The 23,489-nt window shown below is 56.8% G+C and carries 31 protein-coding genes; 19 read left to right on the forward strand and 12 right to left on the reverse strand.

Going from position 1 to position 23,489, the window contains the following annotated elements; translation table 11 throughout:
- Nucleotides 1-109 precede the first annotated feature (109 nt).
- Complete coding sequence (gene yidD, locus HKD40_RS06965) at nucleotides 110-418, reverse strand: membrane protein insertion efficiency factor YidD (protein ID WP_169195012.1); 309 nt, start codon at nucleotides 416-418, stop codon at nucleotides 110-112.
- Nucleotides 418-894 (reverse strand): iron-sulfur cluster assembly scaffold protein, encoded by a 477-nt coding sequence (locus HKD40_RS06970; RefSeq protein ID WP_349236793.1) that lies wholly within the window; start codon nucleotides 892-894, stop codon nucleotides 418-420. The genes yidD and HKD40_RS06970 overlap by 1 nt, the downstream gene beginning before the upstream one ends.
- Before the next feature lie 118 nt (nucleotides 895-1,012).
- On the opposite strand from HKD40_RS06970, the gene folE reads away from it, so the two are divergent.
- On the forward strand, nucleotides 1,013-1,633 hold the full coding sequence (folE, locus tag HKD40_RS06975; protein ID WP_169195013.1) for a GTP cyclohydrolase I FolE: 621 nt from the start codon (nucleotides 1,013-1,015) through the stop codon (nucleotides 1,631-1,633).
- Between the two features lie 229 nt (nucleotides 1,634-1,862).
- Nucleotides 1,863-2,315, forward strand: coding sequence for a phosphoribosyl-AMP cyclohydrolase (gene hisI, locus HKD40_RS06980; protein ID WP_169195014.1), 453 nt, complete (start codon nucleotides 1,863-1,865; stop codon nucleotides 2,313-2,315).
- 111 nt (nucleotides 2,316-2,426) lie between these two features.
- On the opposite strand, the gene HKD40_RS06985 is transcribed toward hisI, so the two are convergent.
- Nucleotides 2,427-3,161, reverse strand: coding sequence for a rhomboid family intramembrane serine protease (locus HKD40_RS06985; protein ID WP_169195015.1), 735 nt, complete (start codon nucleotides 3,159-3,161; stop codon nucleotides 2,427-2,429).
- Between the two features lie 179 nt (nucleotides 3,162-3,340).
- On the opposite strand from HKD40_RS06985, the gene HKD40_RS06990 reads away from it, so the two are divergent.
- From HKD40_RS06990 to HKD40_RS07000, 3 genes are all read left to right on the forward strand, one after another.
- Nucleotides 3,341-3,994 (forward strand): PAS domain-containing protein, encoded by a 654-nt coding sequence (locus tag HKD40_RS06990; protein ID WP_169195016.1) that lies wholly within the window; start codon nucleotides 3,341-3,343, stop codon nucleotides 3,992-3,994.
- Nucleotides 3,995-4,096: 102 nt separating this feature from the next.
- Nucleotides 4,097-4,729, forward strand: coding sequence for a PilZ domain-containing protein (locus tag HKD40_RS06995; RefSeq protein ID WP_169195017.1), 633 nt, complete (start codon nucleotides 4,097-4,099; stop codon nucleotides 4,727-4,729).
- A gap of 128 nt (nucleotides 4,730-4,857) precedes the next feature.
- Entirely contained in the window at nucleotides 4,858-5,475 is a 618-nt protein-coding gene (locus tag HKD40_RS07000) for a transglutaminase-like cysteine peptidase (protein WP_169195018.1), read from the forward strand.
- 69 nt (nucleotides 5,476-5,544) lie between these two features.
- Here HKD40_RS07000 and HKD40_RS07005 read toward each other — a convergent pair whose 3' ends face one another.
- A complete protein-coding gene (locus HKD40_RS07005) occupies nucleotides 5,545-5,865 on the reverse strand; it encodes a hypothetical protein (protein ID WP_169195019.1) in 321 nt (106 codons plus the stop codon).
- A gap of 98 nt (nucleotides 5,866-5,963) precedes the next feature.
- Between HKD40_RS07005 and HKD40_RS07010 the strand changes: the two genes are divergently transcribed.
- Nucleotides 5,964-6,635, forward strand: coding sequence for a hypothetical protein (locus tag HKD40_RS07010; RefSeq protein WP_169195020.1), 672 nt, complete (start codon nucleotides 5,964-5,966; stop codon nucleotides 6,633-6,635).
- A gap of 3 nt (nucleotides 6,636-6,638) precedes the next feature.
- On the opposite strand, the gene HKD40_RS07015 is transcribed toward HKD40_RS07010, so the two are convergent.
- The 3 genes from HKD40_RS07015 to HKD40_RS07025 all read right to left on the reverse strand — a co-directional run bounded on the left by HKD40_RS07015 (nucleotide 6,639) and on the right by HKD40_RS07025 (nucleotide 8,644).
- Nucleotides 6,639-6,851: a DUF3126 family protein gene (locus tag HKD40_RS07015; RefSeq protein WP_169195021.1), complete on the reverse strand. Its 213-nt coding sequence runs from the start codon at nucleotides 6,849-6,851 to the stop codon at nucleotides 6,639-6,641.
- Between the two features lie 114 nt (nucleotides 6,852-6,965).
- Nucleotides 6,966-7,793, reverse strand: a complete 828-nt coding sequence (gene cysE / locus HKD40_RS07020) for a serine O-acetyltransferase (protein ID WP_169195022.1) — start codon at nucleotides 7,791-7,793, stop codon at nucleotides 6,966-6,968.
- An 83-nt stretch (nucleotides 7,794-7,876) separates the two neighbouring features.
- Nucleotides 7,877-8,644 carry an alpha/beta hydrolase gene (locus HKD40_RS07025; RefSeq protein WP_169195023.1) on the reverse strand — a complete coding sequence of 256 codons (768 nt, stop codon included), beginning with the start codon at nucleotides 8,642-8,644 and terminating at the stop codon, nucleotides 7,877-7,879.
- A gap of 144 nt (nucleotides 8,645-8,788) precedes the next feature.
- Between HKD40_RS07025 and HKD40_RS07030 the strand changes: the two genes are divergently transcribed.
- From HKD40_RS07030 to HKD40_RS07045, 4 genes are all read left to right on the forward strand, one after another.
- A complete protein-coding gene (locus HKD40_RS07030; RefSeq protein ID WP_169195024.1) occupies nucleotides 8,789-9,034 on the forward strand; it encodes a zinc-finger domain-containing protein in 246 nt (81 codons plus the stop codon).
- 8 nt (nucleotides 9,035-9,042) lie between these two features.
- Nucleotides 9,043-10,215: an FAD-dependent monooxygenase gene (locus HKD40_RS07035; RefSeq protein WP_169195025.1), complete on the forward strand. Its 1,173-nt coding sequence runs from the start codon at nucleotides 9,043-9,045 to the stop codon at nucleotides 10,213-10,215.
- 84 nt (nucleotides 10,216-10,299) lie between these two features.
- The gene (locus HKD40_RS07040) at nucleotides 10,300-11,613 is read left to right on the forward strand and encodes an MFS transporter (protein ID WP_169195026.1); all 1,314 of its coding nucleotides are present in this window, start codon (nucleotides 10,300-10,302) and stop codon (nucleotides 11,611-11,613) included.
- Between the two features lies 1 nt (nucleotide 11,614).
- Nucleotides 11,615-12,097 (forward strand): GNAT family N-acetyltransferase, encoded by a 483-nt coding sequence (locus HKD40_RS07045; RefSeq protein WP_169195027.1) that lies wholly within the window; start codon nucleotides 11,615-11,617, stop codon nucleotides 12,095-12,097.
- A gap of 192 nt (nucleotides 12,098-12,289) precedes the next feature.
- Here HKD40_RS07045 and gndA read toward each other — a convergent pair whose 3' ends face one another.
- Nucleotides 12,290-13,708, reverse strand: coding sequence for an NADP-dependent phosphogluconate dehydrogenase (gene gndA / locus HKD40_RS07050; RefSeq protein WP_169195028.1), 1,419 nt, complete (start codon nucleotides 13,706-13,708; stop codon nucleotides 12,290-12,292).
- A 207-nt stretch (nucleotides 13,709-13,915) separates the two neighbouring features.
- Here gndA and HKD40_RS07055 point away from each other — a divergent pair, with 207 nt between their 5' ends.
- Both HKD40_RS07055 and HKD40_RS07060 read left to right on the forward strand, forming a co-directional pair.
- The gene (locus tag HKD40_RS07055) at nucleotides 13,916-14,689 is read left to right on the forward strand and encodes an SDR family oxidoreductase (protein ID WP_169195029.1); all 774 of its coding nucleotides are present in this window, start codon (nucleotides 13,916-13,918) and stop codon (nucleotides 14,687-14,689) included.
- Nucleotides 14,658-15,221 carry a gluconokinase gene (locus HKD40_RS07060; RefSeq protein WP_169195030.1) on the forward strand — a complete coding sequence of 188 codons (564 nt, stop codon included), beginning with the start codon at nucleotides 14,658-14,660 and terminating at the stop codon, nucleotides 15,219-15,221. Before HKD40_RS07055 ends, HKD40_RS07060 begins: the two co-directional genes overlap by 32 nt.
- Before the next feature lies 1 nt (nucleotide 15,222).
- On the opposite strand, the gene HKD40_RS07065 is transcribed toward HKD40_RS07060, so the two are convergent.
- The gene (locus HKD40_RS07065) at nucleotides 15,223-15,696 is read right to left on the reverse strand and encodes a CYTH domain-containing protein (RefSeq protein ID WP_169195031.1); all 474 of its coding nucleotides are present in this window, start codon (nucleotides 15,694-15,696) and stop codon (nucleotides 15,223-15,225) included.
- A gap of 106 nt (nucleotides 15,697-15,802) precedes the next feature.
- Nucleotides 15,803-16,804 carry a hypothetical protein gene (locus HKD40_RS07070; protein WP_169195032.1) on the reverse strand — a complete coding sequence of 334 codons (1,002 nt, stop codon included), beginning with the start codon at nucleotides 16,802-16,804 and terminating at the stop codon, nucleotides 15,803-15,805.
- Nucleotides 16,805-16,860: 56 nt separating this feature from the next.
- Between HKD40_RS07070 and HKD40_RS07075 the strand changes: the two genes are divergently transcribed.
- The 7 genes from HKD40_RS07075 to HKD40_RS07105 all read left to right on the forward strand — a co-directional run bounded on the left by HKD40_RS07075 (nucleotide 16,861) and on the right by HKD40_RS07105 (nucleotide 21,723).
- A complete protein-coding gene (locus HKD40_RS07075) occupies nucleotides 16,861-17,532 on the forward strand; it encodes an RluA family pseudouridine synthase (RefSeq protein WP_169195033.1) in 672 nt (223 codons plus the stop codon).
- 106 nt (nucleotides 17,533-17,638) lie between these two features.
- Nucleotides 17,639-18,319 (forward strand): ribulose-phosphate 3-epimerase, encoded by a 681-nt coding sequence (gene rpe / locus HKD40_RS07080; RefSeq protein WP_169195034.1) that lies wholly within the window; start codon nucleotides 17,639-17,641, stop codon nucleotides 18,317-18,319.
- Nucleotides 18,312-18,752, forward strand: coding sequence for a FosX/FosE/FosI family fosfomycin resistance hydrolase (gene fosX / locus HKD40_RS07085; RefSeq protein ID WP_169195035.1), 441 nt, complete (start codon nucleotides 18,312-18,314; stop codon nucleotides 18,750-18,752). The genes rpe and fosX overlap by 8 nt, the downstream gene beginning before the upstream one ends.
- Nucleotides 18,753-18,769: 17 nt before the next feature.
- Nucleotides 18,770-20,101 carry an adenylosuccinate lyase gene (purB, locus tag HKD40_RS07090; protein WP_169195036.1) on the forward strand — a complete coding sequence of 444 codons (1,332 nt, stop codon included), beginning with the start codon at nucleotides 18,770-18,772 and terminating at the stop codon, nucleotides 20,099-20,101.
- The gene (locus HKD40_RS07095) at nucleotides 20,098-20,646 is read left to right on the forward strand and encodes an alpha/beta hydrolase (RefSeq protein WP_169195037.1); all 549 of its coding nucleotides are present in this window, start codon (nucleotides 20,098-20,100) and stop codon (nucleotides 20,644-20,646) included. Before purB ends, HKD40_RS07095 begins: the two co-directional genes overlap by 4 nt.
- Before the next feature lie 195 nt (nucleotides 20,647-20,841).
- A complete protein-coding gene (locus tag HKD40_RS07100) occupies nucleotides 20,842-21,234 on the forward strand; it encodes a hypothetical protein (RefSeq protein WP_169195038.1) in 393 nt (130 codons plus the stop codon).
- A 189-nt stretch (nucleotides 21,235-21,423) separates the two neighbouring features.
- Nucleotides 21,424-21,723 (forward strand): hypothetical protein, encoded by a 300-nt coding sequence (locus HKD40_RS07105; RefSeq protein WP_169195039.1) that lies wholly within the window; start codon nucleotides 21,424-21,426, stop codon nucleotides 21,721-21,723.
- Between the two features lie 149 nt (nucleotides 21,724-21,872).
- Here the strand turns inward: HKD40_RS07105 and HKD40_RS07110 are convergent, their stop codons facing one another.
- Together HKD40_RS07110 and HKD40_RS07115 are read right to left on the reverse strand one after the other, a co-directional pair.
- On the reverse strand, nucleotides 21,873-22,595 hold the full coding sequence (locus HKD40_RS07110; protein WP_169195040.1) for a hypothetical protein: 723 nt from the start codon (nucleotides 22,593-22,595) through the stop codon (nucleotides 21,873-21,875).
- On the reverse strand, nucleotides 22,564-23,004 hold the full coding sequence (locus HKD40_RS07115; protein ID WP_169195041.1) for a hypothetical protein: 441 nt from the start codon (nucleotides 23,002-23,004) through the stop codon (nucleotides 22,564-22,566). Before HKD40_RS07115 ends, HKD40_RS07110 begins: the two co-directional genes overlap by 32 nt.
- Between the last annotated feature and the right edge of the window lie 485 nt (nucleotides 23,005-23,489).

Here is a 23,489-nt window from a genome sequence, read left to right on the forward strand (position 1 = left end):
GTTTTTCGTTTCTGCCAGCCCGCAGCGGTAGTTTAGCGCAAAGCTGTGCGCGGTTTCAGCAGAAAGCGGCTCAAATTTAAGCCCTACCCCTCCGCTCTTGGGGCAAAACCTATTTCCAGCGCCCATAGCGCCAGGGCGTATACCACTGCCCCTCAGGCAACGCCTCCGGCACTGGATCATAACCATGCGAGCCGCCCGGCCGACAACGCCACAGCCGCGCCGCCCCCATCCAGCCCCCCGGCCAAAAGCCAAAGCGCCAAATGCTATCTCGGGTAAACTCCGAGCATGTTGGAAGGTGCCGACATGTCCGGCCCGTAAACGCCGAGAGCGTATAGCGATAGAGCGTAATGAGAAAAACCGCCGCAAACTTGAACGGCAGATCGATCACGCGCCACGTAATATCGATGAATCGATGCATCAGCTTTGCGCGCCATGAGCTTGTTTTGACTCAGCATTCTCTAATGCCGCCAATACAGCCTCAAATACCAACATTGTGGAAGCGTGCCTGTGGGGGAATGCTCGTACCGGCTCAAGATATGCCAGATCGGCCCACTTCCCAGCTGGCACAGGCCCCTCAACGGTCAGCATAGCCAACATCGTATCGCGCAGCACTGAGAACTCCGCCACCGTCGTGCCAACGATCTCTCTGGCAACAACCGATGCTGAAGTTTGCCCAAGAGCGCAGGCAGAGACTTTATGGCCATAACCAGTGATCACGCCATTCTGTATGGATAGGTCCACTTCGATTAAAGATCCACAGACCTTCGCGACCTTCCGCGCTGTGCCATCGGGCGCTGCCAATCGCCCCGGATTTGGCGCGTTTGCCGCCAGATCAAGGATCTTTTCTGAATAAAGATCGTTCAATTCCATCAGCGAGGCAGTTTCTTGTTCCAATAGCGTCTGCACCTTATATAGGTGGGATAAATGCGGTGTCAGTGCGGTAATTGATAAACTCACACACCGTAATGCGCCCTTGGGCGATTTACGAACGTATTGCTGGGGATGCCCAATTATGGACGCTCAAATTAACGCGCTCAAGGCGAATGATGAGACACGCTCGCCGACCACGCGCCCAACGCGCGAAGAAGCAGAGGCGGCAGTCCGCACTTTGATCGCATGGGCTGGCGACGATCCAACGCGTGAAGGCCTACTCGAAACTCCTGCCCGCGTCACCAAAGCCTATGGCGAGCTGTTTTCTGGTTATGCGCAGGACGAAAAGTCCGTTCTCTCAAAGACCTTCAAAGAGGTCGGCGGATACGACGATCTTGTCCTTGTGAAGGGCATCCCGTTCTACGCACACTGCGAACACCACATGGTCCCCTTCTACGGCAAGGCCCATATCGCATACCTGCCGCACGATGGCGTTGTTGGCCTCTCTAAGCTTGCTCGTCTGGTGGAAGTTTTCGCGCGCCGCCTGCAGACGCAGGAAACGATGACCGCTCAGATCATCGACGCGATCAACGAAAACCTCAATCCACGCGGCGCAGCTGTTATGCTTGAAGCCGAGCACATGTGCATGACCATGCGCGGCGTAAAGGCCCACGATGTCTCGACCGTCACTCACCGCTTCACCGGCGTTTTCGCTGAAGACCGCGTTGAGCAGGACCGCTTCTTTGCCATGGTCACGCGCTAAAGATTATGTGGGGGCCATTAGGCCCCCAGTTTCTTCACGCTCTCATTTCCGGGGGCGCCCCGGCAATTCAGTACGATGCTGATACGGACAAGATCACCGGGCCAAGTCCGACGGTGACAAGGACTGGCGAAGCACTGCAGGTGCTCTTCAGAGCACCCTCCCCATAGAACGTGACATCGTCTGCCGACCGCGCTAGAGCGTTTAGCTCTTCCCTCACAGGGCGCAGACCATGAGCTTTACTTTCGTCGACCCCACATCTCTCGATCACCACGCCCTTGAAGACGGCACAGAGTTTGCGCCGCGCTTTGACGCGCATGGCTTGCTCACCGTGGTGACGGTCGATGACGAGACCAAAGACGTCCTCATGGTCGCCTATATGAATGCAGAAACGCTCAGCCTGACCATCGAAACCGGCATTGCGCATTATTACTCGCGCTCCCGTAAGTCGATCTGGAAGAAAGGCGAGACCTCTGGCGAACTCCAGCAGGTCGTTTCCCTTCGCACCGATTGCGATCAAGACTGCATTGTCATGAGCGTTCACCAAACTGGACGTGGTGCCGCCTGCCATACCGGCCGCAAGACCTGCTTCTATCGGCAGGTAACAGTCGAAAATGGCGAAGCCAAACTTGCCGACACCGGCATTCCGCGTCTCTTCGACCCTAAAGCCGTCTACGGGAAATAGTATAGCCCTCCCCTTTGACGCCTCGGCTCCTAAAATCCCTCCACTTGGAAGATTTTAGGAGCGAGAGCCAGCAGAGCTATGCTCGAATAGCGCAAAAGCGTTGCGTTAAAATTACGCCCGGCGCTCGAACAGCTGCACCATAAAGAAGCCTGCAAGGAACCCGCCCAGATGGGCCTGCCAGGCAATGGTCAGGTTCACGCCTAAAAACAATGGCAGGAGCGGCACAGCGGCGTTCAGGATCAACCAAAGCAAAGTGAAAAACCGCGCGCGCGGATGCAACATCACTTCTTTGATTGAGGCCAGCCGACGCCCCAAGATGATCCTCTCCCCTGTTTCAGGGTCGTTCGCCACAACGACTGGCTGGAACATAAATCGGATCGCCGCACCGGTCAGACCCGCAACGCCCCCCGAAGCCCCAATCAAAAAGACCCCGTCATAGAGCGTCACCACGGTGAACAGCGCCGCCCCTGCGATCGCAGAGACGACAAAAATCGCAATCATGCCCATGCCACCGTAACGGCGCGCCACAGGTGTTCCGAAAATCAAGAGCCAAGCCGTATTGAGCACAATGTGATCCCAGCCCCCGTGCAAAAAGGCATGGGTGATCGGGGTCCACAACAGTGGTGCGGCATAGATCAAATCCTCGCCTGCAGCGATGAAACGCGCGGGCAAATAGGCGAACCAATAGTAGAGTTGCAAAAGCCCGGACTGGTTAAGAACCAGGGTCGAAGCGATGTGGACAACAATCATCACGCCGGCAAGCACGGCGACCGTCGTGGGCAGCAAGAAAATGGGCTCACGCCCTTGTTTTTGTGCGCTTTGAGAGTGTTGATCGTGGCCCGTCATGCTCTGTCCCCTCGCCGCGTAACAGCGATCGTTCTTGTTAACTTTTCCACAATGCCTGCCCCGGCATTAACCTTAATCGATCTTTAAGCGGGCAATTTGATCTACATTTTGCAATGTTCAGCGGGCTGAAGAGTGGCTGTTGGAGCTACCCGGACGCCAACGATGCGGAACGCTGAACCATGAAGATGCCGAGCACCAAGACGCTCTATACCTATTGGAACACGATTCGGGGTTCGCGCAGCGCTCCCGACCGTCGAGATATTGATCCGACTCGCATCCGTGAGGCACTTGCCAACACGTTTATCCTTGAGGTCGACGACAACGAAGAGTTCTCGTTCCGTCTTGCCGGTTCGCACCTGTGCACCAGCTACTGCCGCGAGCTCAAAGGCCGCTCATTCAACGCCCTTTGGCATGACCGCGATCACGACGCGATTGAAACACTCATTCGCGCTGTCACCGAAGATCACGCCGTCGCGCTTGTCACCTTCCAAGGGACCACCGCCCTGCAGACCAAGGTGACCTTTGAGGCCATTTTGATGCCATTGCGTCATAACGGCTCCACCCACGCCCGCATTCTGGGTGCTATGACGGCTTTTGATGAGCCCTACTGGCTTGGCGTACAGCCTGTCATCGAACAGCGCATCACTGGCCTCCGCCTCTTGTGGCCGGATGATATGCCAGCGGACGAACCCATGGCGCAGGAAGTATCGAGCGTCGTCAACGACGTCCCTTACACCCATACAGCGGCATCAACCGCACTGCCCACAACAGTTTACGGCATAACTGCCCGCCGCTATGCACACTTGGCAGTGATTGACGGCGGTCGAAACTAAAGACCGCCTTTAAAGCACCTTCGGAACTAACAATCCATACTAAGTTAACCAAGCTGCTCTAAGTTTTCATTGAGAATACTTTGACCTAGGAGCAGGTTGTCGATGCTTGATGATGGCAACATCTCCGCTCGAGACAGTTTTGCAGCGCCCCCACCAAGAACTGAGCAACGTTTTCAACGCGTTAACGTCTCTATTCTAGGGCGCTACATGCTGGCCGACCGCCGTGAGTTCCCCTGTCAGGTTCTTGCAATGTCTCCTGGTGATGCTGTTGTCATCGCTCCAGTCGCGGGTGTTATCGGCGAGAGGATCATTGCCTATCTCGATCACTTGGGCCGCATAGAGGGCACGCTGGAAGCGCAGGTAGATGGCGGATTTTGCATGAGCATCGACGCCTCCCCGCGCAAGCGCGATAAAATGGCTGCGCAGCTGACATGGCTGGCGAGCAAGGATCTGCTCAACCTGCCTGAAGACCGACGCCACGAACGTGTCGTACCCGACATTCGCCATTCAACCGTGGTCCTGGACGACGGTCGCCGTTACAATTGCAAGATCATCGACATCTCGCTCTCGGGCGCCGCCATCGAATTGGACGTTCGTCCTGCAATGGGCACACCCATCGCCCTCGGACGCATGCGCGCACGGGTTGTTCGTCACCTCCAAAACGGGGTTGCGGTCGAGTTCGTCGCCTCCCAGGAAATGCTCAATGTCGTCCAGCAAAACCTGCGCATGAGCTAGTCCACTGATAATTATGGTTAATGAAGTGTGAATACAGTGGATAAAACTCATATAAAAACTACGTGGTAGTTTTCTTATCGAGCTAATGGCCGTTACCTAGAATGATCTCCAACTGGGAGATCGGGAACATGGCCACCACAGCAAAGACGCTTATCGCTGGAGTTCTGAGCGCCATCGCTTTGATGTCCGCACCCGTGTCTGCGTTGGACCTTACCCACGTTGCCTTTATCCAGACTGCTGAAAAGAACAGCTCCATCCCGGTTGGACATTTGGAGTTCTGCAAGTCGCGCCCTGCTGAATGCCGCTCCAACCCAAGCCCAATCGCCGCCATGCCGCTTGACGCGCAGCGCTGGGAAGAGCTGGTCGCAGTAAACTCCCACTACAATCAAACTGTCGTACCGGTTGAAGATCGCGACCTCTATCAGGTTGATGAATTCTGGACCTATCCGAACGGCTACGGCGATTGCGAAGACTTCGCGCTGGCCAAGCGTCGGGACCTCATTGAAGCTGGTTGGAACCCATCGACGCTGATGATTGCTGTTGTGCGTGAGCCTAACGGCAATGGTCACGCCGTACTGATGGCACGCACCGATCGAGGCGACATGGTGCTGGACAACCAAGAAGGCTCCATCAAGCTTTGGAGCGATACCCCGTACACCTTCCTCAAGCGCCAGTCACAAACCCATTCCGGACATTGGGTAGATATGATTGACGCCCGCACCATTGTGGTTGCCTCCAACGACTAATTCGCCTGACAAAGCATACAAAAAGGGCCCCGCAATGCGGGGCCCTTTTTCGTTCAAACAGCGAAGCGCTTAGTACAGCACCAAGACGTAAACGCTCATGATCAGCAGGCCGGTCACGAAAGACCAACCAAACGCCACGAGTGAGGAAATCAACATCGAGGGCATCGAGAGCGTGCCGTCGTCTTCCTGTTTCCAGCCATACTGGAGCATGATGTAGGGCCCACACACGACGCTAACAACAAACCGAAGAAACGACTGGCCCAAGGTATTACCATCTACCCGCAGCGCCGCTTCTTCCCGCGTCAGCCACTGATAAAGATACGTCCCTGCCCCCGCCACGCTCAGTCCAACGCCCATAATAAAGGCGGCGAGTAGTAGTTCCCTGCTCATCTTCTTCGCCCATACCTGGCTGTATTAATGATTTGTTAAGCATATAATCTACTCTATGGACTGTCACCTCCTGCTGGATAATTTGGTTAACACCGCTCATGCACACAGCATCGACTAGGTCTGGACCATCCCATGCGGGGGTCGCTTACAATCTTGCAGCGATAGCACTGATCATCTTGGTCGCCGCTATAGGCTTGGCTTATGCCCTTGATCAAATGGGCAGAAATGACGCGGCACAGACACCAGATCGCGCGGACAGCTCCCGAATTATCCAGACAGTTGGAGGTCGCGAGCTCGCTATTCCCCAGACATGGTTCCGCACAGGTCAGGACACTCACGAGGGATTCGTTCAGCAGGTCGATTTGAAGTTTGCGCTAGATTTCGAACGCACCAAGAGCGTCACACTCATTGACGTCACTCTACTCCCACTCACCCGCGCCCGGGCGAGCAGCGCACTATTGGACACAGTTTACGTGCATCAATTTCAGGGCGCACTGCTACAGACCGTTCCGGGCCTTGTCGGCAAAACGCTGAAATCAGCAGACGGATATGCGGGGGAAGTGGTTTGGTACGACGCCTTAGCGTCCAGGCCATTTGTGGCCAAATGCTCAACAGCGCCAACGCCGGCGCGGCCTAGTCGATGCGTACGCACTGTACATCTATCCAGCGGGTTGGCCGCCACCGTTACCTTTAACGAGGCAGCACTGACCCACTGGCGAGAGTTTGATAGCCAAATGGCCCCATGGCTGGAGCAAATCGGCGCACTCTAAAATTTAGTCTTCCAGATCGATATCGAGGATCGACATGGAGAACATGTAGGACTTATCGCCGTCTTCGTCGTCGGCGTGGATGAGGCCGATGGATTCATCGCCGATGAACACTTCGACAGAGTCGTTCAGCTTGTGGCGTGGACGAACGTCGATGTTCTTGTTGCCAAAGGTGCGCTGCAGGAAGCCCTGCAGTTTGATGATTTCTGGCTGGTTCACAGCAAATGTCCTGTACTTGGGTTAAGCGCGCAATCTAGACCCTAGCCGCTCGCTGGCAACCCCTATGCCAACCATTTTAGCGGGAACAAGCCGTGTGAAGCTCTTGCACGCGCCCTACGAGGTCTTGTCGTAAACCAGCACAACCTGGTCCATTACCAGCGCTGGCTGGGCGCAACCCGCCTCGCCAATCACCTTTGCGGGAACACCTGCGACGGTCACGCGCGGCGGCACTTCCTTGAGCACAACAGAGCCTGCCCCCACGCGCGAGCAATCCCCCACGCGGATATTGCCAAGCACCTTGGCACCAGCGCCGATCAAAACACCATTGCCGATTTTTGGGTGACGATCCTGATCGGATTTACCGGTCCCACCGAGCGTAACATTCTGAAGCATGGAGACATTGTCGCCGACGACAGCCGTCTCACCAATCACCAAGCCAGTGCCATGGTCGAGCATAATACCCTTACCCATCTTCACGGCCGGGTTGATATCAACCTGAAACACTTGGCTGGATCGGCTCTGCAAATAGAGCGCAAAATCGCGCCGTCCAGCATTGAGCATTGCATGGGCGAAACGGTGCGTTTGGATCGCCTGGTAGCCCTTAAAATAGAGCAGCGGCTCTACAGCACGATCACAGGCAGGATCACGTTCCATTGTCGCGACGAGATCAGTGCGTGCGGCTTCACCAATATGTGGCGCATCCCGCAAAGTTTCTTCGAACGCCTGGCGGATCATGTCCGCCGACACATCCTCGTCCCCCAAGCGCAATGCCAGACGGTGAGCCAGCGCGTCTTCGAACCGCGCATGATTGAGAATATTGCTAAGCGCCATATTCGCCAGTGCGGGTTCAGAATCAACGATCTGCTGCGCGCTCGCACGCACCGCTTCCCAGACGGGATCGACTGATTTGATCTGGATCGACTGTTGAGCATTGCCGTTCATGGCGCCGCACTCCGTTTCATCGCTTCCCGACGATATAAGCCAGATTGTTCTCTATTCAAAGTCAAAGCAGCGAGATTGGTTCATCAAACAGAACCGCCCGAGTATGTTCTACTGAGAAACTCAAGCGCCGCGGCCTTAAACACCTTATCGCCTGTGGCCCGCATATGGTCCCGCTTGGGGATCACCACAGCTTCACCCTGTGGCAGCAGTTCTGCGAGGGGCTGTGGGCTCCCAGCCATTTCATCGACCTCGCCAACGGCGACCAAGACCGGCACGTCAATGCGCCGAACATCAGCGCGCGCCATAGCCTCGCGTGATGTTTCCATGCAGGCGGCCAGCGCTTCTCGGTCGGACCCCGTATGGTCGGCGAAAATCCGAAACTGCCGTGCCGTCGGATGGGTTAGACTCGCGAGGCTCGGCGCGCGCAGCCCGGCAATAATATCATTGCCATCACTCAACCCGTTGATGAGATTAAGCCCCATCCCACCGAAGATGACCGATGCCACCGTTTCCGGAGCTTGATAGGCCATGAACGCGGCGATGCGAGCGCCCATGGAATAACCCAGCACCGCAACTCGCCTGATTCCAAGATGCTCCAAGAGCGCCAGTGCGTCCTCTGCCATCAGGCTCGGATAATAGAGGTCCGGATCATGCGGTTTGTCGGATCCTCCGTGCCCCCGATTGTCGAGCGTGATGGCTTGATATCCGGCCTCCACCAAGGTCTCGACCCAACCGGTATCGAGCCAGTTGACCTTGCCACTCGAGGCAAACCCATGCACGCAGAGCGCAGGCGCGCCCTCCCCGTAAACGTCATAAGCGAGGGTCAAACCCGAATGGGTGAAAGTTGGCATCAACATTCCTCATAAGAACTTAAGTGGGTTTTGCGGCTCGCCGCGGTAAAATCAAGGCAAAAAGCAAAACACGCTTTCTCCTTTTCTTGCCATTGTTGTTTGGCTATGGTCGCGCCAATTCATCAAACCATTCAGGTTGGTATAATGGCGCACGGCGTAACCCCGCATTTCCACAACACCTCCGGCCTTGCCCGCATTGAGATTGGCTCGAAGGAATTCCAGTGTGTTGGCGCGCTGCCACCTTTCGATCATCCACACGTATACCTAGATATGGGTAAGGATGATGAGATCGTTTGCCCATATTGCTCGACGCTCTATGTGTTCAAACATGAGCTGGGTGCGGGCCAGGCCAATCCGGCCTCATCTATTTTCTTGGTCAACGCCGCCTGAGTTATGCCATGGCCGCCACAGGCCGTCATTTTATCATCATAGGTGCCGGCATCGCCGGCATGACCCTTGCCCTTGGCCTCGCGAAATTCGGCGCCAAAGTGAGCATTATCGAACGCCAAACCGATATTGAAGAGTTTGGTGCAGGCATTCAGCTCAGCCCGAACGCTCGTCTTATTTTGGATCGTCTTGGCCTAGCCGAGGCGCTTTCCGAAGTCAGTTTTGAGCCCGAAGCCCTCGATTCTTACACCCTCTCCAGCAAGGGCCCCATCGCAACGATGGAGCTTGGTCCGCTGATGCGGGAAAAGTTCGGTTCGTCTTATGCCATTCTCCATCGCGCCGACCTCGCCAGCGCTCTGCATGCGGCCTGCCGCCGCTTTGCCAACATCGAAATCCATTTCGGTGTTACCGACTGGCAGATGCAAGACGACGTCGGCGGCGTTACCGTTCACTTCACCGCAGGACACGAGAAACGCGCCCTCCGCGGTGAAGCCCTGATCGGTGCCGATGGCGTCCATTCCCAAACGCGCCTGAGCGCCATTCGCGGTCCGCAGGCCGTATTTGGCAAGCGCATCGCGTGGCGTGCACTTATTCCCATGGAAAAGCTCGACGGCATCATATCACCAAACCGGGTTTCCGTATTTTTCGCGCGAGGCTTCCATCTCGTGTGTTACCCTCTGCCGCATCGCAAACAGTTCAACCTAGCGCTCTTTACACCCGGCGAAGATATCAAGGCCTTGGGGCAACCAACCCTCAAAAAGCCTGGTGCTAAAGTGAGCGCGATCCTCAGCGCCGCACGCGATCAATGGACCCCTTGGGCCCTAAACACCGTCTCCACCAATGTGTGGAGCCGAGGTCGTATTGGCCTCATCGGTGACGCCGCCCACGCTCTAGTGCCCTTCCAAGCGCAAGGCGCAGCGATGGGAATTGAAGACGCCGCCGTGCTTGCGCCACTTTTAATGGGAACAGAACAGCCTGAAGCGGCTTTCTCTCATTATGCAAAACGGCGCCAGAAGCGACTTCACGCTGTGGCAGCGCTCTCCGCGCAAAACGGACGCATTTTTCACATGGCTTGGCCGTTCAGCTGGGCGCGTAATGTGGTGATGGCCAAACAAGGCACACGCGCTCATCTCAAGCGCTTGGGCTGGATATACAGCTATGATGCTGAGGCGCCGCCACACTAACAGGCGCCTCTTGCTTTCCCGCTGGCGTGCGTGTCATTTGCGACATGCCCTAGCGGGTGACTACAGGAAGGTTTCAAGTACCGCATGCAAGCAGCGACACGCTCAAAACTGACCCTCTCCTGTATCCTCATAACCATCCTGATCGACATGATCGGTGTGGGCATTATCACCCCGGTATTACCCGAATTATTAGAGGAATTGACAGGCGGCAGCGTTGCAAACGCGGCAGTTATTGGCGGCTATCTTGTCTTCGCCTACGCCTTCATGCAGTTCGTCTTTTCGCCTGTTCTGGGCAATCTATCAGATAGATTCGGTCGTCGGCCGGTTCTGCTCTTCTCCCTATTGGGCCTTACCTTCGACTATCTCATGATGTCGATTGCCCCCTTCGTTTGGTATCTTTTCATCGGCCGCATCATTGCTGGCATCGCTGGCGCAGCCCTTGCGACAGCCACCGCCTATATGGCCGATATTACCCCGCCCGAGAAACGCACGCAGAGCTTCGGCCTGATTGGTGCGGCCTTTGGCCTAGGTTTCATCATTGGCCCCGTTATCGGCGGTGAATTGGGTGAACTCGGCCCGCGCGTACCCTTCTACGCCGCAGCCGCTCTCGCGTTTGCAAACTTCCTCTTTGGCCTCTTCGTGCTGCCAGAAAGCTTGCCAAAGACCCGCCGCCGCCGCTTCGACATTCGTCGCGCCAACCCGCTCGGCGCCGTCCATTCTCTTAAGAAGTATCCGTCAGTGCTCTGGCTCTTGGCCGTACTCTTCTTCTTCCAGCTCTCGGCGCAGTCTCTACCCACGGTTTTCTCCTATTTCACCGTGGAAATGTTCAACTTTAGCTCGTCCAACATTGGCCGCACGCTTGGCGCTTTCGGCCTTGGCTTCGCAATTGCTCAAGCGGTTCTCGCTGGCCCCATGTCGCGCGGCATGGGCGAACCAGCCGTCGCCATGATCGGCCTCATCGCTGCTATTGCAGCCTTCGCTGCGGTCGGCATGAGCACAGATGTCTATATGCTCTATATCGCTATTGGCGTTGGTTGCGTCTCGGGCCTCGCCCCACCGGCCATCAACGGCGTGTTGTCGCGTCAGGTACCAGACAACTCTCAAGGGGAACTGCAGGGTGCTGTGAACGCCGTCAGTTCTTTGGCGACCATTATCGGCCCTCTCGCCGCCACGCAGATATTTTCCTATTACACCACCACCCCGGGCTCGGCGGGTTACTTCCCCGGCGCACCATTTATCGCTGCCAGCGTGGCCGTCGCTATCGCCCTAATCATTTTCGCCGTGGCCGCATGGCGCTTTGAGCTAGGACGTCGCCCCTCTATTGCAAACCACCCTCATGCACCCGAAATCGCCCCACCCGGCCAGGTTCGTGTGCCACCATTAGACGAAAACGATTGATATGCAGATCCGCCCCGCAACCCTAGAGGACCGCGAGGCGGTTCTCTCCATCGTCAAGCCAGGCCTCGCTTCAGGCGAGACCTATACCATCGACACCGACCTCGATGATGAAGGGACGCTCGCCTATTGGTTCTTGCCCAGCCACAGCGTCTACGTCGCCGAAGAGAACGGTCGGGTGCTCGGCACCTACTACATAATGGCCAATCAGCGCGGCAACGGTGCTCACGTAGCCAATTGCGGCTATATGGTCTCGCCCGAGGCGCAGGGGCGAGGTATCGCCAAGGCAATGTGCCTCCACAGCCTAGAGCTGGCCAAGGAGCTCGGTTTTAGGGCGATGCAGTTCAACCACGTCGTGTCGACCAACACCCGCGCCGTCGCCCTCTGGCAGTCGCTCGGCTTCGCTATCGTCGGCACGCTTCCAAAAGCCTTCAACCACCCACAACACGGCTACGTCGATAGCTATGTGATGTTCCGCGAGCTTTAAGCCAAAACGACGCCCCATGGCCCTTCGCCTCCCTCGCCCTTGCGGGGAGTGATTGGGGGTGGGGTGATCGCACGCCAATCCCTCGCCATATCGTCCCTCCCCCTTACTCGGCGGAAGCCGGGTGGGGGTACCGCAAAAAACAAAAAAGGCCGGGGTCACCCCAGCCTTTCAATCTCAAATCTGAGCCAAGTCTTACTTGCCCAGAGTGCTCGGCCAGGTGCCGTGCAGATCCGAACCGCGGCCTTCGATGACGAAGCCGTGGGCGCCGAAGAAGTCGCGCTGGCCCTGAATGAGGTTCGCAGTGCCCTGAGCCTGGCGGTAGCTGTCGAAATACGACAGAGCAGCCGAGAGGCAGATCATTGGGAATTCGCCAACTGCGGCAGCAGCAACAACCTTGCGCAGGCTTGGGTGGCTGTCCTTCATGATGTCTACGAAATCTGGAACGACGAGCAGATTGGTCGCTTCACCCTTGGCATAAGCCGAGGACATCTGGTCGAGGAAGCGCGAACGGATGATGCAGCCAGCGCGCCAGATCTTGGCGATGGTCGCGAGCGGCAGTGCCCAACCGTTTTCTTCCGAAGCCTTAGCGATAACCGCAAAGCCCTGCGCGTAAGAAACGATCTTACCAGCCAGCAGTGCCTTTTCGAGGTCAGCCAGGGTCACGTCGGTCTTGCCGCGTACTGGCTTGCCATAGATGGCTTCAGCCGCAACGCGTTCTTCCTTGCGCGACGAGATCGAGCGAGCAGCAACAGCACCTTCAATGGCGGTCGCTGGAACTCCCATCTGCTGAGCAACGATAGCCGACCAAACGCCGGTGCCCTTCTGGCCAGCCTTGTCGAGGATCAGATCAACGAGTGCCTTGCCAGACTCTGCATCCACCGCGTCCAGCACGTGGCCGGTGATTTCGATGAGGTAGGAGTTGAGCGCGCCCTTGTTCCATTCCTTGAACACGGCAGCGCATTCCTTGGCGGACATGCCCAGGCCATCACGCATCACGCCATAGACTTCAGCGATCATCTGCATGTCGCCGTATTCAATGCCGTTGTGGATGGTCTTAACGAAGTGGCCAGCGCCGCCTTCACCGAGATATGCGCAGCAGCTTTCGCCGTTGAACTGGGCAGCAATCGCCGTAAGAACAGCTTCAGCATTGTGCCACTGTTCCTTGGAACCACCGACCATGATAGATGGGCCGTGACGCGCGCCTTCTTCGCCACCGGATACACCGACGCCGAGATAGCCAATGTTCTTTGGCTTGAGATAGTCAAAACGGCGCTGCGTATCGGTGAACAGCGAGTTGCCGCATTCGATGATCGCATCGCCAGCCTCAAGGTGTGGCAACAGCTGCTCGATCATATCGTCAACCGGATGACCGGCCTTGACCATGATGATGATGGAGCGCGGCGCCTTCACCGAGGCTACGAATTCTGCAAGATCGTACTTAGGAAGCGTCTTTTCAGACAGGCCTTGCGCCTTTGCCTCTGCTACAAACTCGTCAATGCGGACAGCAGACCGGTTGTGCACGGCAACAGTGTAGCCCTTCTCTGCGATGTTGAGAGCTAGGTTCGAGCCCATAACCGCAAGGCCGATTAGGCCGATATCCGCTGTCGACATCCAAATATCCTTCCGAAGGTCATCGTGGTCATTCTGAAGCACGCCTAATAGGCGGCGGCGATACTGACCACATCATAGCGAAAGAAGATAGGTCAGAAAGTGCAATTTCCGACCATTCCGACCATCTTGTATGGCAGATTGCAGTCAATCTTGCACAGCTTAGTCCCCTGATCTAACAAGAACAGATAGAATTCCGGCGGAGCTGCCATGACCAAACCCACTTCGCCCTTTGATTTATCCGAAAAACTCGCACTGGTGACCGGTTCAAGCCGCGGCTTGGGATTCGCGATTGCCAAGGCATTGGCGGAGGCCGGAGCACGTATTGTGATCAACGGGCGTGATAGTCACGCTCTTGGCGATGCTGCTGCCACACTCAACGAAGCGGGTCATGACGTGAAAGCCGTGGCCTTTGACGTCACCAGCGAAGACAGCGTCGGCGACGGCATCGACTATGTTGAGCATGTCCTCGGCCCGATCGATATTCTGGTCAACAATGCAGGAATGCAGTTCCGCTCTCCGCTTGAGGATTTCCCGGCGGACCGCTTTGATCAAGTACTGACGACGAACCTCACCTCGGTCTTCACCGTTGGTCAGGCCGTAGCCCGTCACATGATCCCGCGCCGCTCCGGCAAGATCATCAACATCTGCTCCATGCTCTCTAACGTCTCACGACCCTCGGTTGCGCCCTATGCGGCGAGCAAAGCAGCTGTGGCAAATCTCACCCGCGGCATGGCCGTGGATTGGGCAAAGCACGGTCTCAATATAAATGGCATTGCGCCGGGTTATTTCCTCACCGAGATGAATGAGGCCCTGAGCCAAGACGAAACTTTTAACCGCTGGATCGAACAACGCACCCCCATGGGGCGTTGGGGCCAGCCCGACGAATTGGGCGGAGCCGCTGTCTTCCTCGCCTCAGACGCTTCTCGCTTTGTGAACGGACACATTCTCTATGTCGACGGTGCCTTCTCAGCCACAGTTTGAACCCGCCCGCATCATCATCGTGATGGGCGTCAGCTCCTCGGGCAAGTCTACCGTTGGTGCAGCCCTCGGCCGTGCCCTGCATGCGCCCTTCCTTGATGGTGATCGCTACCATCCCGAGGCGAATGTCGAGAAGATGCGCGCAGGCACACCCCTCACCGATGAGGACCGCTGGCCGTGGCTGACCGCCCTCACCGCTGCACTCAAAGACGCGGCCTTCAAAAAGAGCGTCGCAGTCGGCGCATGCTCCGCATTGAAAAAAGCCTATCGCGATTTCATTACGGCCGAAGCCGGTGAGCCTGTGCTGTTTGTCTATCTCGATGGCAGCAAAGAGGTCATTGCCGAGCGCATGGCCAAGCGCAATCACGAGTACATGCCCACGTCGCTTCTTGACAGCCAGTTCGCGACGCTCGAAGTGCCCGATGACACCACCGAGCACGTCCTAAAAGTTCCGGTCACCGACAGTGTCGACAAAATCGTTCGTACCGTCGTCGCCGACCAAAAACACCTCCGTGCCTTCAAGCGCTGGCAGTAGTTCAGCGCTCGTCCGGCACGCCCGGATTTCGCGATAGGCTGGCGTTGGCATAGCGGTCGTCATTCGACACATCCTTGCCAACCCAGTCGGGGATCTCCACCGCCTCGTCGAGCGCACCCATCTCCACTTCTGCCGTCACCAGCCCCTCGTGCGGACCTTCAAACACATCCACTTCCCAGGTGTGATTGCCGTGCGGCACGAGATAACGGCGCTTCTCGATGACATTGGGCCGCGCCAGCTCCATCAGTTGCAACCCGTCCTCAACCGGGATTTCATATTCAAATTCCGCCCGTGCCAAACCCACCGGCTTGCCCTTGAGCGTCAAAAACGCCTGGGCATCATCAACCACACGCACGCGCACTGTCGGATTGGCATTGTTCGATAGATAACCCTGACGGAAAGCCGCGCTCGACGTCACTCCGGAACGCCAACCATCGCTCGAAACAAGAAATTTGCGTTCAATTTCAATACCCATAGGGCTCTTTCCGGAATCAATCAGACAATGACTTGAATCATAATGCGAAGCGCAGGCTTTGGGTCCATGAAATGATTGAGCCACCCGTCGGTGGCTCATCCTAAACTCAAGCTTGCGGTGTAAAACCCGATGGCGGTTGTGCTGACGCGCCCCCGAGCCGCCGCCCGACATAGGCCGCCGCCTTATCCTTGAGCTCAACAAATTTCTTCGTCATACCACTCAAGCGATTATCCCAAGCTGGGTCAGGCGCTTGCCCCGCGATGGTTTTGAAATAGACCTCCATCATGCAGGCAATGGCGAAAGGCTCAATCAACGCCATCTTCACCGCCCAAGCGAAGATCAGCGCGAAGACAAAGCCCCCAGCCGACCAGCCACCCGGCATAAACCACACCAGCGCCGCCGCAGGCGCCAGCATCACTAGGAACACCACAAAGGCCAGCCCATAGGTGATCACAGTCAGCCACGCCGCGTTCTTGAACATCACCTTGTAGTTCTGCCCATAGAGCACCAGCGCCGTCTTGGCACTGTCCCATGGATTGGTCGATTTGGTGCGAATGGCATAGGCCATGATCACCTCATCAAGCAGCCCCACCGACAGATTGAGGAATGCCCGCAGCACGCCCGTCAGCGATTGTATGGCCGGGATTGGGATCAGCGAGGCAATGCCATTGACGAGACCCGTAATGGCCCGCAGCACACCCTTCACCAGCTGATCGGCACCAAACAACACGCTCGCCTCAGCAAAACGATCTTTGACGATAGCACTTGCGTGATCAATCTGCGCCCGCCCGGCGGGAATTTCGCGCCCCTCCATCATTTCCGACAGCACCGCGATATGGCCAGCCTTGACCACATAGAGAATATATTCGCGCAGGAAATAGATCACCCCGGCAGTCAGTGCGAAGTCTGCAACTCCGCCCCAAATCGATGATGTGGCTTGGAAATCAGCATCTCCGAAAGCGCCAACGCCCCAACCAATTCCGGCCCCAGTTCCTGTCACCAACACATAGGCGGCAGCTATGCCGAAGTAGACAACCATCCGAAACACGATGAACGGCCAAGTCTTGGCCATCAGGCCCAAAGCCCGCCCTATAGAAAAGTCCCACATGTCGCTTGTCCCTCAAGCTGTTGTTCAAGGGGGGCACTCTCTGGTAGAGGGCACATATGCCCGGACCTATGCCCACACTGCTGAACTACTTCCCTCCCACTGAACCCTACCTGAACGTCATCCACGTCGATGACGACATTCTGGTGGTGGACAAGCAATCTGGCTTGCTCAGCGTGCCGGGTAAAGACCCCAGCCTCTGGGACTGCATTCAGCATCGCGCCCACCAAACCTGGCCCACGGCTGGCATGTGCCACCGTTTGGACAAAGACACGTCTGGCGTTCTCGTCATGGCGCTGAACAAGCCCGCGCACGGCTTCATCGGCAGCCAGTTCGAGTTCCGCAAAACCACCAAGAGCTATATCGCTCGCGTGTCCGGAATTATCGAAGAGGACTCCGGCCTCATCGACCTACCCATGTGTACCGATTGGGAAAACAAGCCGCGCCAGAAGATCGACCACGAGAACGGTCGCCCGGCGCAAACCGAATGGCAGGTGCTCGAGCGCGAGGAGAATGCCACGCGCGTAAAACTCACCCCTCTCACCGGCCGCACCCATCAGCTGCGCGTTCACATGAAGGCCCTCGGCCATGTGATTCTGGGCGATGCCTTTTATGCCTCAGGCGATGATCTCACCGCTGCCGATCGCCTCCAACTGCACGCCGCCGAATTGGGATTTACCCACCCAACGACAAAAGAGTTCATGACCTTCACGGCCCCCGTACCATTCTGATTGGACTTTAGCAGGAGTGAAGCGCTCGCAGAGGCGCTCACTCTTGCCCGATCTCTCGCGCGGGCCTATAGCAGCGAGCATATCCCCGCGCCCGAGAGAGGCCTTTATGCCCACCCGTCCGCTTCGTATCGCTCCCTCCATTCTATCCGCCGATTTTGCGCGGCTTGGCGCGGAGGTGGAAGCCATCGACGCCGCTGGCGCGGATTACATCCATATCGACGTGATGGACGGCCATTTCGTGCCCAACATCTCCTTTGGTGCGCCGATCATGAAATCGGTGCGTGGGGTCACGAAGAAGACCTTTGACTGTCACTTGATGATCGCCCCCGCGGACGCTTATCTGGCCGATTTTGCCAATGGCGGCGCTGACATCATCACCGTCCACGCTGAAGCGGGTCCTCACCTACACCGCTCGCTACAGGCCATTCGCGCGCTCGGCAAAAAAGCCGGCGTGGCGCTGAACCCAGCGACACCTGTCTCCACCATCCAGCACGTCATTGATGACGTCGATCTCGTCCTCATCATGAGCGTCAATCCCGGTTTCGGCGGCCAGAGCTTTATTCGCGAAAGCCTCACCAAGATCGCGCAGGCCCATGCGTTGATCGGCGGTCGTGACATTGATCTGGAAGTTGATGGTGGCGTCACTGCCGCCAATGCAAAAGAGATCGTCGCGGCGGGAGCCAATGTGCTCGTCGCTGGTTCTGCCATTTACGGCGGTAATGATCCGGCCACTTACGCCGGTCGCATTCAGGCCATCCGAGACGCGGTAAACACACATAATGCCTGAGCCACGCATCGAGGGCCTGAGCCACATGACCTTTATCGTCGAGAACCTCGACGGCATGGAGGAAATCTTGGTGACTGTCCTCGGCGCGCGCAAAATCTATGACAGCGAGGACAAAACCTTCTCGCTCTCACAGGAACGGTTCTTCCATGTCGGCGCCACCGACATTTGGATCGCCATTATGCAAGGCCCGTCCCTTCTCGCGCGCAGCTACAATCACATCGCCTTCAAAATTGCTGATGCTGATTTGGAAACCTATCGCCAGCGCATCGAGGCTCTGGGGTTGGACATGCGCGAAACGCGGCCAAGGGTTGCGGGCGAAGGCCGTTCGCTCTATTTCCACGACCGCGACAACCACCTCTTCGAACTGCACACTGGCACGCTGCCCGAGCGCCTAGAGCGCTACAAGCAACCCCCAGTTGAATCACATTCCTAAGCTACAAGGCTAAGCCCATGATCCCGCGCTATTCCCGCCCCGAAATGGTCGCCAACTGGTCCGCCGAAACTCGGTTCGCCATTTGGTTCGAAATCGAGGCGCACGCGACCTCCAAGCTCGCAGAGCTGGGCGTCGTGCCCAAGGAAAGCGCTGATAAAATCTGGGAAGTGATGAATGCTCGCAAGGCCGAGCTCGGTGACTATGGCTTTGACGTCGAGCGCATCGACGAAATCGAACGCACCACCAAGCACGACGTAATCGCCTTCCTTACCCACCTTTCCGAAATCGTCGGTCCAGACGCTCGCTTCGTCCATCAGGGCATGACGTCCTCGGACATTCTCGACACCACGCTCTCGGTGCAGATGAAGCGCGCTGCCGACATTCTGATCGCCGATGTGGATGCGCTGCTCGAAGCCCTCAAGCGCCGCGCCTACGAGCACAAGAACACCATCACCATTGGTCGCTCGCACGGCATTCACGCAGAGCCGACCACCTTTGGCGTCAAACTTGCCGAAGCCTATGCCGAGTTCACCCGCAACCGCGCACGCCTCGTTGCAGCGCGCGATGAAATCGCCACCGCCGCCATCTCCGGCGCCATCGGCACCTTCGCCAACATCGACCCGTTGGTCGAAGAATACGTCGCTGAAAAGCTTGGCCTTTCCATCGAGCCAGTCTCGACTCAAGTTATCCCGCGCGATCGTCATGCCATGTTCTTCGCCACCCTGGGCGTTGTAGCGTCCTCCATCGAACGCGTCGCCGTGGAAATCCGTCACCTGCAGCGCACCGAAGTTCTCGAAGCTGAAGAATACTTCTCCCCGGGCCAGAAGGGCTCGTCAGCAATGCCGCACAAGCGCAACCCGGTCCTCACCGAAAACCTCACCGGTCTTGCCCGCCTCGTGCGCGGCGTGGTCACCCCAGCGCTCGAAAACGTCGCCCTCTGGCACGAACGCGATATCTCGCACTCCTCGGTTGAACGCATGATCGGCCCAGACGCGACTGTCACCCTCGACTTCGCTTTGGCCCGCCTCACCGGCGTGATCGACAAGCTCGTCGTCTACCCAGAAAACATGCGCAAGAACCTCGATCTTCTTGGCGGCCTCCACAATTCCCAGCGCATGTTGCTCGCGCTTACACAGGCCGGCTACAGCCGTGAAGACAGCTATGCTGCCGTCCAGCGCAACGCCATGAAGGTCTGGCAGCACAATGGCGATCGCGCCGGTCTCTTCGCAGCCAACCTCAAGGCTGACCCGGAAGTGACTCTGTCCGATGAACAAATCGACGCCATGTTTGACGACGCCTATCACCTCAAGCATGTCGACACGATCTTCAACCGTGTGTTTGGCGCATGAAGCTCTCTGAAGTCGACATCCTGATCTTGCCGGGCCTCTATGGCTCCAAAGACGGTCATTGGCAGGTGCGCTGGGCGGATAAAATCCGCTCGGCTGCCCTTGTTGAGCAGGCCGACTGGTCAGATCCAGATCCAGAAGACTGGATCGACACCATTGTCAAAGCGGTCGAGTTGGCCGAGCGCCCCGTTGTGCTTGTCGCTCATTCGCTCGGTTGCATTGCTCTGGCCAAGGCCGCCGCGCAGCTCACCGATGGCAAGGTAAAGGGCGCCTTCCTCGTCGCCCCACCAGACGTTTATCGCGACAGTGCGCCGGAAGCCGTCAAGGATTTCGCGCCAGTCCCGCGCGATCCCCTGCCCTTCCCGTCGCTGCTCGTTGCGTCATCCACCGATGGCTATTGCGCCCTAGAAGCCGCCGCTGATCTGGCTGGCGCATGGGGCTCAGAATTCCATGATGCGGGCGAAGCCGGGCACATCAACATCGAGAGCGGCCACGGCCCTTGGCCCGAAGGCCTGCTCATGTTCACCCGCCTCATGCAGCGCATCTAACAAACACCAAAGCCGCCTCCGGGCGGCTTTTCTTATGGCTTCCAGAACGGTGATCGGCTGGCCCCACTCACTGTGTCAAAAGTGCCGCTCCTCAAACCCTATGCTCAAATAGCAAAAGGCACTCTTCGCATCACATTGCACTCCCGCACGAACAGTGGCAGTCCAATAGGCATATTGCCCTAGACCTAAATTACCATGCGTACTCAACTTTACGCCACAATGGCGGCGCTTGCATTGCTCTCGACCAACGCCACCGCCCAAGAGATGGGCTTAACAGGCGTTATTTCCACCGACTTGGGACTTCAGTCGATACATTACAACCGCGAAGGCAGCAGTTGGTATGTAAGCGATAGCCAAACAAAGCTGTTTACCCTTGATCCAAAGCTCGGGATCGCAGTCTCACCAGAATGCAGCATTCAGGTTGATGCGTGGGCACAAAGCGCCTCAGGCACCGTCACCGGTCAAGACTATGTCCGCTCGTACGAATACGATTGGGAAACGATGCTCGCCGGAGCAGCGATCCACGGCACTTACCACATTGACGACTTCTATGTCGGCGGTGCCATCTCTGGCGGGGGCCTAAGTTAAAAGGAAGTCGGCTATACGGCAGATCGGCACGGCTTTGCGACCGTTGCACTTGAAGCTGGCTATAACGCAGAAAAATACCGCGTCGCCGGGCAGCTCAGCTATACCGGCGCCGTCACCGACGACGCCAAAATCAACAAAAGCAATGCTTGGGTCGCTGGCCTCGAAGGTACGTACTACGTCACTCCAGACATGTCCGTCACTGCCCGCTCGATTTACGAGCACGAAACCTATGATGAGGGCTTCCGCGATCTGAGCTGGGGCGTGGAAGGACGTTACAAGCTCGAGGACAAGCCTTTGATCTTGAGTCTCAGTTACTCCAACCGAATTGACACCTTCCAAGACGCAGGCGCGTACCGTGCGACGATGCACTCGGTCTTCGCCGGAATTAAAATCCCGTTTGGCGCCAGCAGCACCAATCTGCGCGATCTCGATCGTGCCGTCGGCTTGGATCTGAACCCCTATTATTACGGCAGAAATTCAATCCGCTAAAACACAAAACCCCGCCGGAACATTCCTGCGGGGTTCTTTTCAAGTCTAGTTTGCGAGAGCCCAATCCCGCAGTCGTCACCCGGTCCATAGCACCCACCGCTTAAAGTCTAACCTTGCCTGCATGGTCTCAGGCAGCGCTGTACCATCCCCTATGGATCCAACTGCCTGTCGCATGTTGTAAAGAGGTCACCGCAGGTGTTGCGAAACCATGCCTGCTTGCGAGCTTGCTTTTCCTCAGCCACAGGAACCAGCGCACCCTGCGCGTCACGGCTAAGCGTCTGACGGTAATCCACCAAAACCCAATTTGCCTGACAAGCGTGGACCTGTTCGATCTCTCCGACCTCGGTCACCCATTCGTCTTTCATATCGATCAGAACTGTGCTGGCAGTGTCCGGCGCCGCGTAGCCGTTCCCAGACTGGATATTGAAGCGGATGGAATTGGCAGCAATCCACCCTGGCGTGGGCGGGACAGCGCGTTCCGCTTCGGCATTTTCCAGATCCCTCAATGCAGAAACCTTTAGCCAGCCCCCGTCGTACTGCACGATGGTGACTTCCGCTGGATAGAGGATATTGCCATGTGAAGCGGTTTTGGACGGATCATCAACGGGCACGATGCCCAGCGCCTTGCTGTCCTTGTCAGGGGATTGACGCAAAACGACTTCCACAAGCCCATTGGAATAGGCCCATCCTTGCAACTCGCAATTCTGGACACCCAGCGGCAAGGGAAGAGGAATACCCAGACGCTCTGCCTGGGCCTGAGGCGCAATTGCGAGTAACGCCAAAAATCCCAAAAGCGGATTGCGAATGACCATAATACCGACTGGGTTCAGCTTGATGCGATCAGCGATATAATGAGCCGTCTGAGAACCCAACGAAGGACCAGCATGGATCTTTTTCAAAGTACCACACGAAATCGACCTCCCGCAGGTCAGTGGCGCGCGCGTACAGTTCAGCTTTCAACGGGGTATCTTGAAAGATCTGGACACTGAGATCCTGCTGCTTCAGCGCGGCGAGGCTGGGCAAAATCGGCCAATCCAATTCCTCTTTACTTTGCACGACCGTGAAGCGCGCCGGCATAGCGCTGCCCATCTCCTGAAACGTCGTCATCTCAATCTGATCGGCGCTCATATTTTCTTGTTCAGACGGATTGTTCTGAAACTCTGTCAGAAATGATTCAAAGTCATCCTCGGCACAGGCGGCTTCACTTCGCGCCGGTGCCGATAAAGCTAGAGTTGCCGCCAAAGCGATAAATACTGCAGAAATTCTAGCCAATGCCGTCATATGTCTCCTCCGCTCTCGCGGCTCATTAAATGCGTGCCTCACGATCTTATGTCGACCTATCTGCACACTGCGTCCCGCTGTCCCGATAGGTCTACCTGATAAAACCTTACTGACTAACATTGCCTTGGATGTAATCGACGCGAGAGCACTCATCGCATTCGACACGACCTTTGCTCTGACGGACCGCCTGATGGAGCGCATCTACCCAAAAAACAAAAGCCGCCCTAGGCCGCTATTCCACTGGCGCGGCACGTGCGGCGATGTCCCAACAAAACCGGCAAGACAATGTCAAGAGTTCGACAGGGGAACGCAATTTAACCCCAGTCGTGCACGCACTGTCTCAAATCACTCAAAATGCCGACCAACTCATTGAAATTTAGACGCTTCTGACAAGATCGGAATTAAATATCTTTAACTGGAAGAGCTGTTTTTCGGGGCCTACAACTTGGCCATCGACTTAGATTTGCCGGCGCATAAATGAGTAG

This window comes from Devosia sp. MC1541, assembly GCF_012847305.1.
GTDB lineage: Bacteria > Pseudomonadota > Alphaproteobacteria > Rhizobiales > Devosiaceae > Devosia.

Coding starts and splice junctions, on each gene's coding strand:
- yidD (WP_169195012.1), bottom strand. CDS start 418: ATGCATCGATTCATCGATATTACGTGGCGCGTGATCGATCTGCCGTTC.
- folE (WP_169195013.1), top strand. CDS start 1,013: ATGGACGCTCAAATTAACGCGCTCAAGGCGAATGATGAGACACGCTCG.
- hisI (WP_169195014.1), top strand. CDS start 1,863: ATGAGCTTTACTTTCGTCGACCCCACATCTCTCGATCACCACGCCCTT.
- HKD40_RS06985 (WP_169195015.1), bottom strand. CDS start 3,161: ATGACGGGCCACGATCAACACTCTCAAAGCGCACAAAAACAAGGGCGT.
- HKD40_RS06990 (WP_169195016.1), top strand. CDS start 3,341: ATGAAGATGCCGAGCACCAAGACGCTCTATACCTATTGGAACACGATT.
- HKD40_RS06995 (WP_169195017.1), top strand. CDS start 4,097: ATGCTTGATGATGGCAACATCTCCGCTCGAGACAGTTTTGCAGCGCCC.
- HKD40_RS07000 (WP_169195018.1), top strand. CDS start 4,858: ATGGCCACCACAGCAAAGACGCTTATCGCTGGAGTTCTGAGCGCCATC.
- HKD40_RS07005 (WP_169195019.1), bottom strand. CDS start 5,865: ATGAGCAGGGAACTACTACTCGCCGCCTTTATTATGGGCGTTGGACTG.
- HKD40_RS07010 (WP_169195020.1), top strand. CDS start 5,964: ATGCACACAGCATCGACTAGGTCTGGACCATCCCATGCGGGGGTCGCT.
- cysE (WP_169195022.1), bottom strand. CDS start 7,793: ATGAACGGCAATGCTCAACAGTCGATCCAGATCAAATCAGTCGATCCC.
- HKD40_RS07025 (WP_169195023.1), bottom strand. CDS start 8,644: ATGCCAACTTTCACCCATTCGGGTTTGACCCTCGCTTATGACGTTTAC.
- HKD40_RS07030 (WP_169195024.1), top strand. CDS start 8,789: ATGGCGCACGGCGTAACCCCGCATTTCCACAACACCTCCGGCCTTGCC.
- HKD40_RS07035 (WP_169195025.1), top strand. CDS start 9,043: ATGGCCGCCACAGGCCGTCATTTTATCATCATAGGTGCCGGCATCGCC.
- HKD40_RS07040 (WP_169195026.1), top strand. CDS start 10,300: ATGCAAGCAGCGACACGCTCAAAACTGACCCTCTCCTGTATCCTCATA.
- HKD40_RS07045 (WP_169195027.1), top strand. CDS start 11,615: ATGCAGATCCGCCCCGCAACCCTAGAGGACCGCGAGGCGGTTCTCTCC.
- gndA (WP_169195028.1), bottom strand. CDS start 13,708: ATGTCGACAGCGGATATCGGCCTAATCGGCCTTGCGGTTATGGGCTCG.
- HKD40_RS07055 (WP_169195029.1), top strand. CDS start 13,916: ATGACCAAACCCACTTCGCCCTTTGATTTATCCGAAAAACTCGCACTG.
- HKD40_RS07060 (WP_169195030.1), top strand. CDS start 14,658: ATGTCGACGGTGCCTTCTCAGCCACAGTTTGAACCCGCCCGCATCATC.
- HKD40_RS07065 (WP_169195031.1), bottom strand. CDS start 15,696: ATGGGTATTGAAATTGAACGCAAATTTCTTGTTTCGAGCGATGGTTGG.
- HKD40_RS07070 (WP_169195032.1), bottom strand. CDS start 16,804: ATGTGGGACTTTTCTATAGGGCGGGCTTTGGGCCTGATGGCCAAGACT.
- HKD40_RS07075 (WP_169195033.1), top strand. CDS start 16,861: ATGCCCGGACCTATGCCCACACTGCTGAACTACTTCCCTCCCACTGAA.
- rpe (WP_169195034.1), top strand. CDS start 17,639: ATGCCCACCCGTCCGCTTCGTATCGCTCCCTCCATTCTATCCGCCGAT.
- fosX (WP_169195035.1), top strand. CDS start 18,312: ATGCCTGAGCCACGCATCGAGGGCCTGAGCCACATGACCTTTATCGTC.
- purB (WP_169195036.1), top strand. CDS start 18,770: ATGATCCCGCGCTATTCCCGCCCCGAAATGGTCGCCAACTGGTCCGCC.
- HKD40_RS07095 (WP_169195037.1), top strand. CDS start 20,098: ATGAAGCTCTCTGAAGTCGACATCCTGATCTTGCCGGGCCTCTATGGC.
- HKD40_RS07100 (WP_169195038.1), top strand. CDS start 20,842: ATGCGTACTCAACTTTACGCCACAATGGCGGCGCTTGCATTGCTCTCG.
- HKD40_RS07105 (WP_169195039.1), top strand. CDS start 21,424: ATGTCCGTCACTGCCCGCTCGATTTACGAGCACGAAACCTATGATGAG.
- HKD40_RS07115 (WP_169195041.1), bottom strand. CDS start 23,004: ATGACGGCATTGGCTAGAATTTCTGCAGTATTTATCGCTTTGGCGGCA.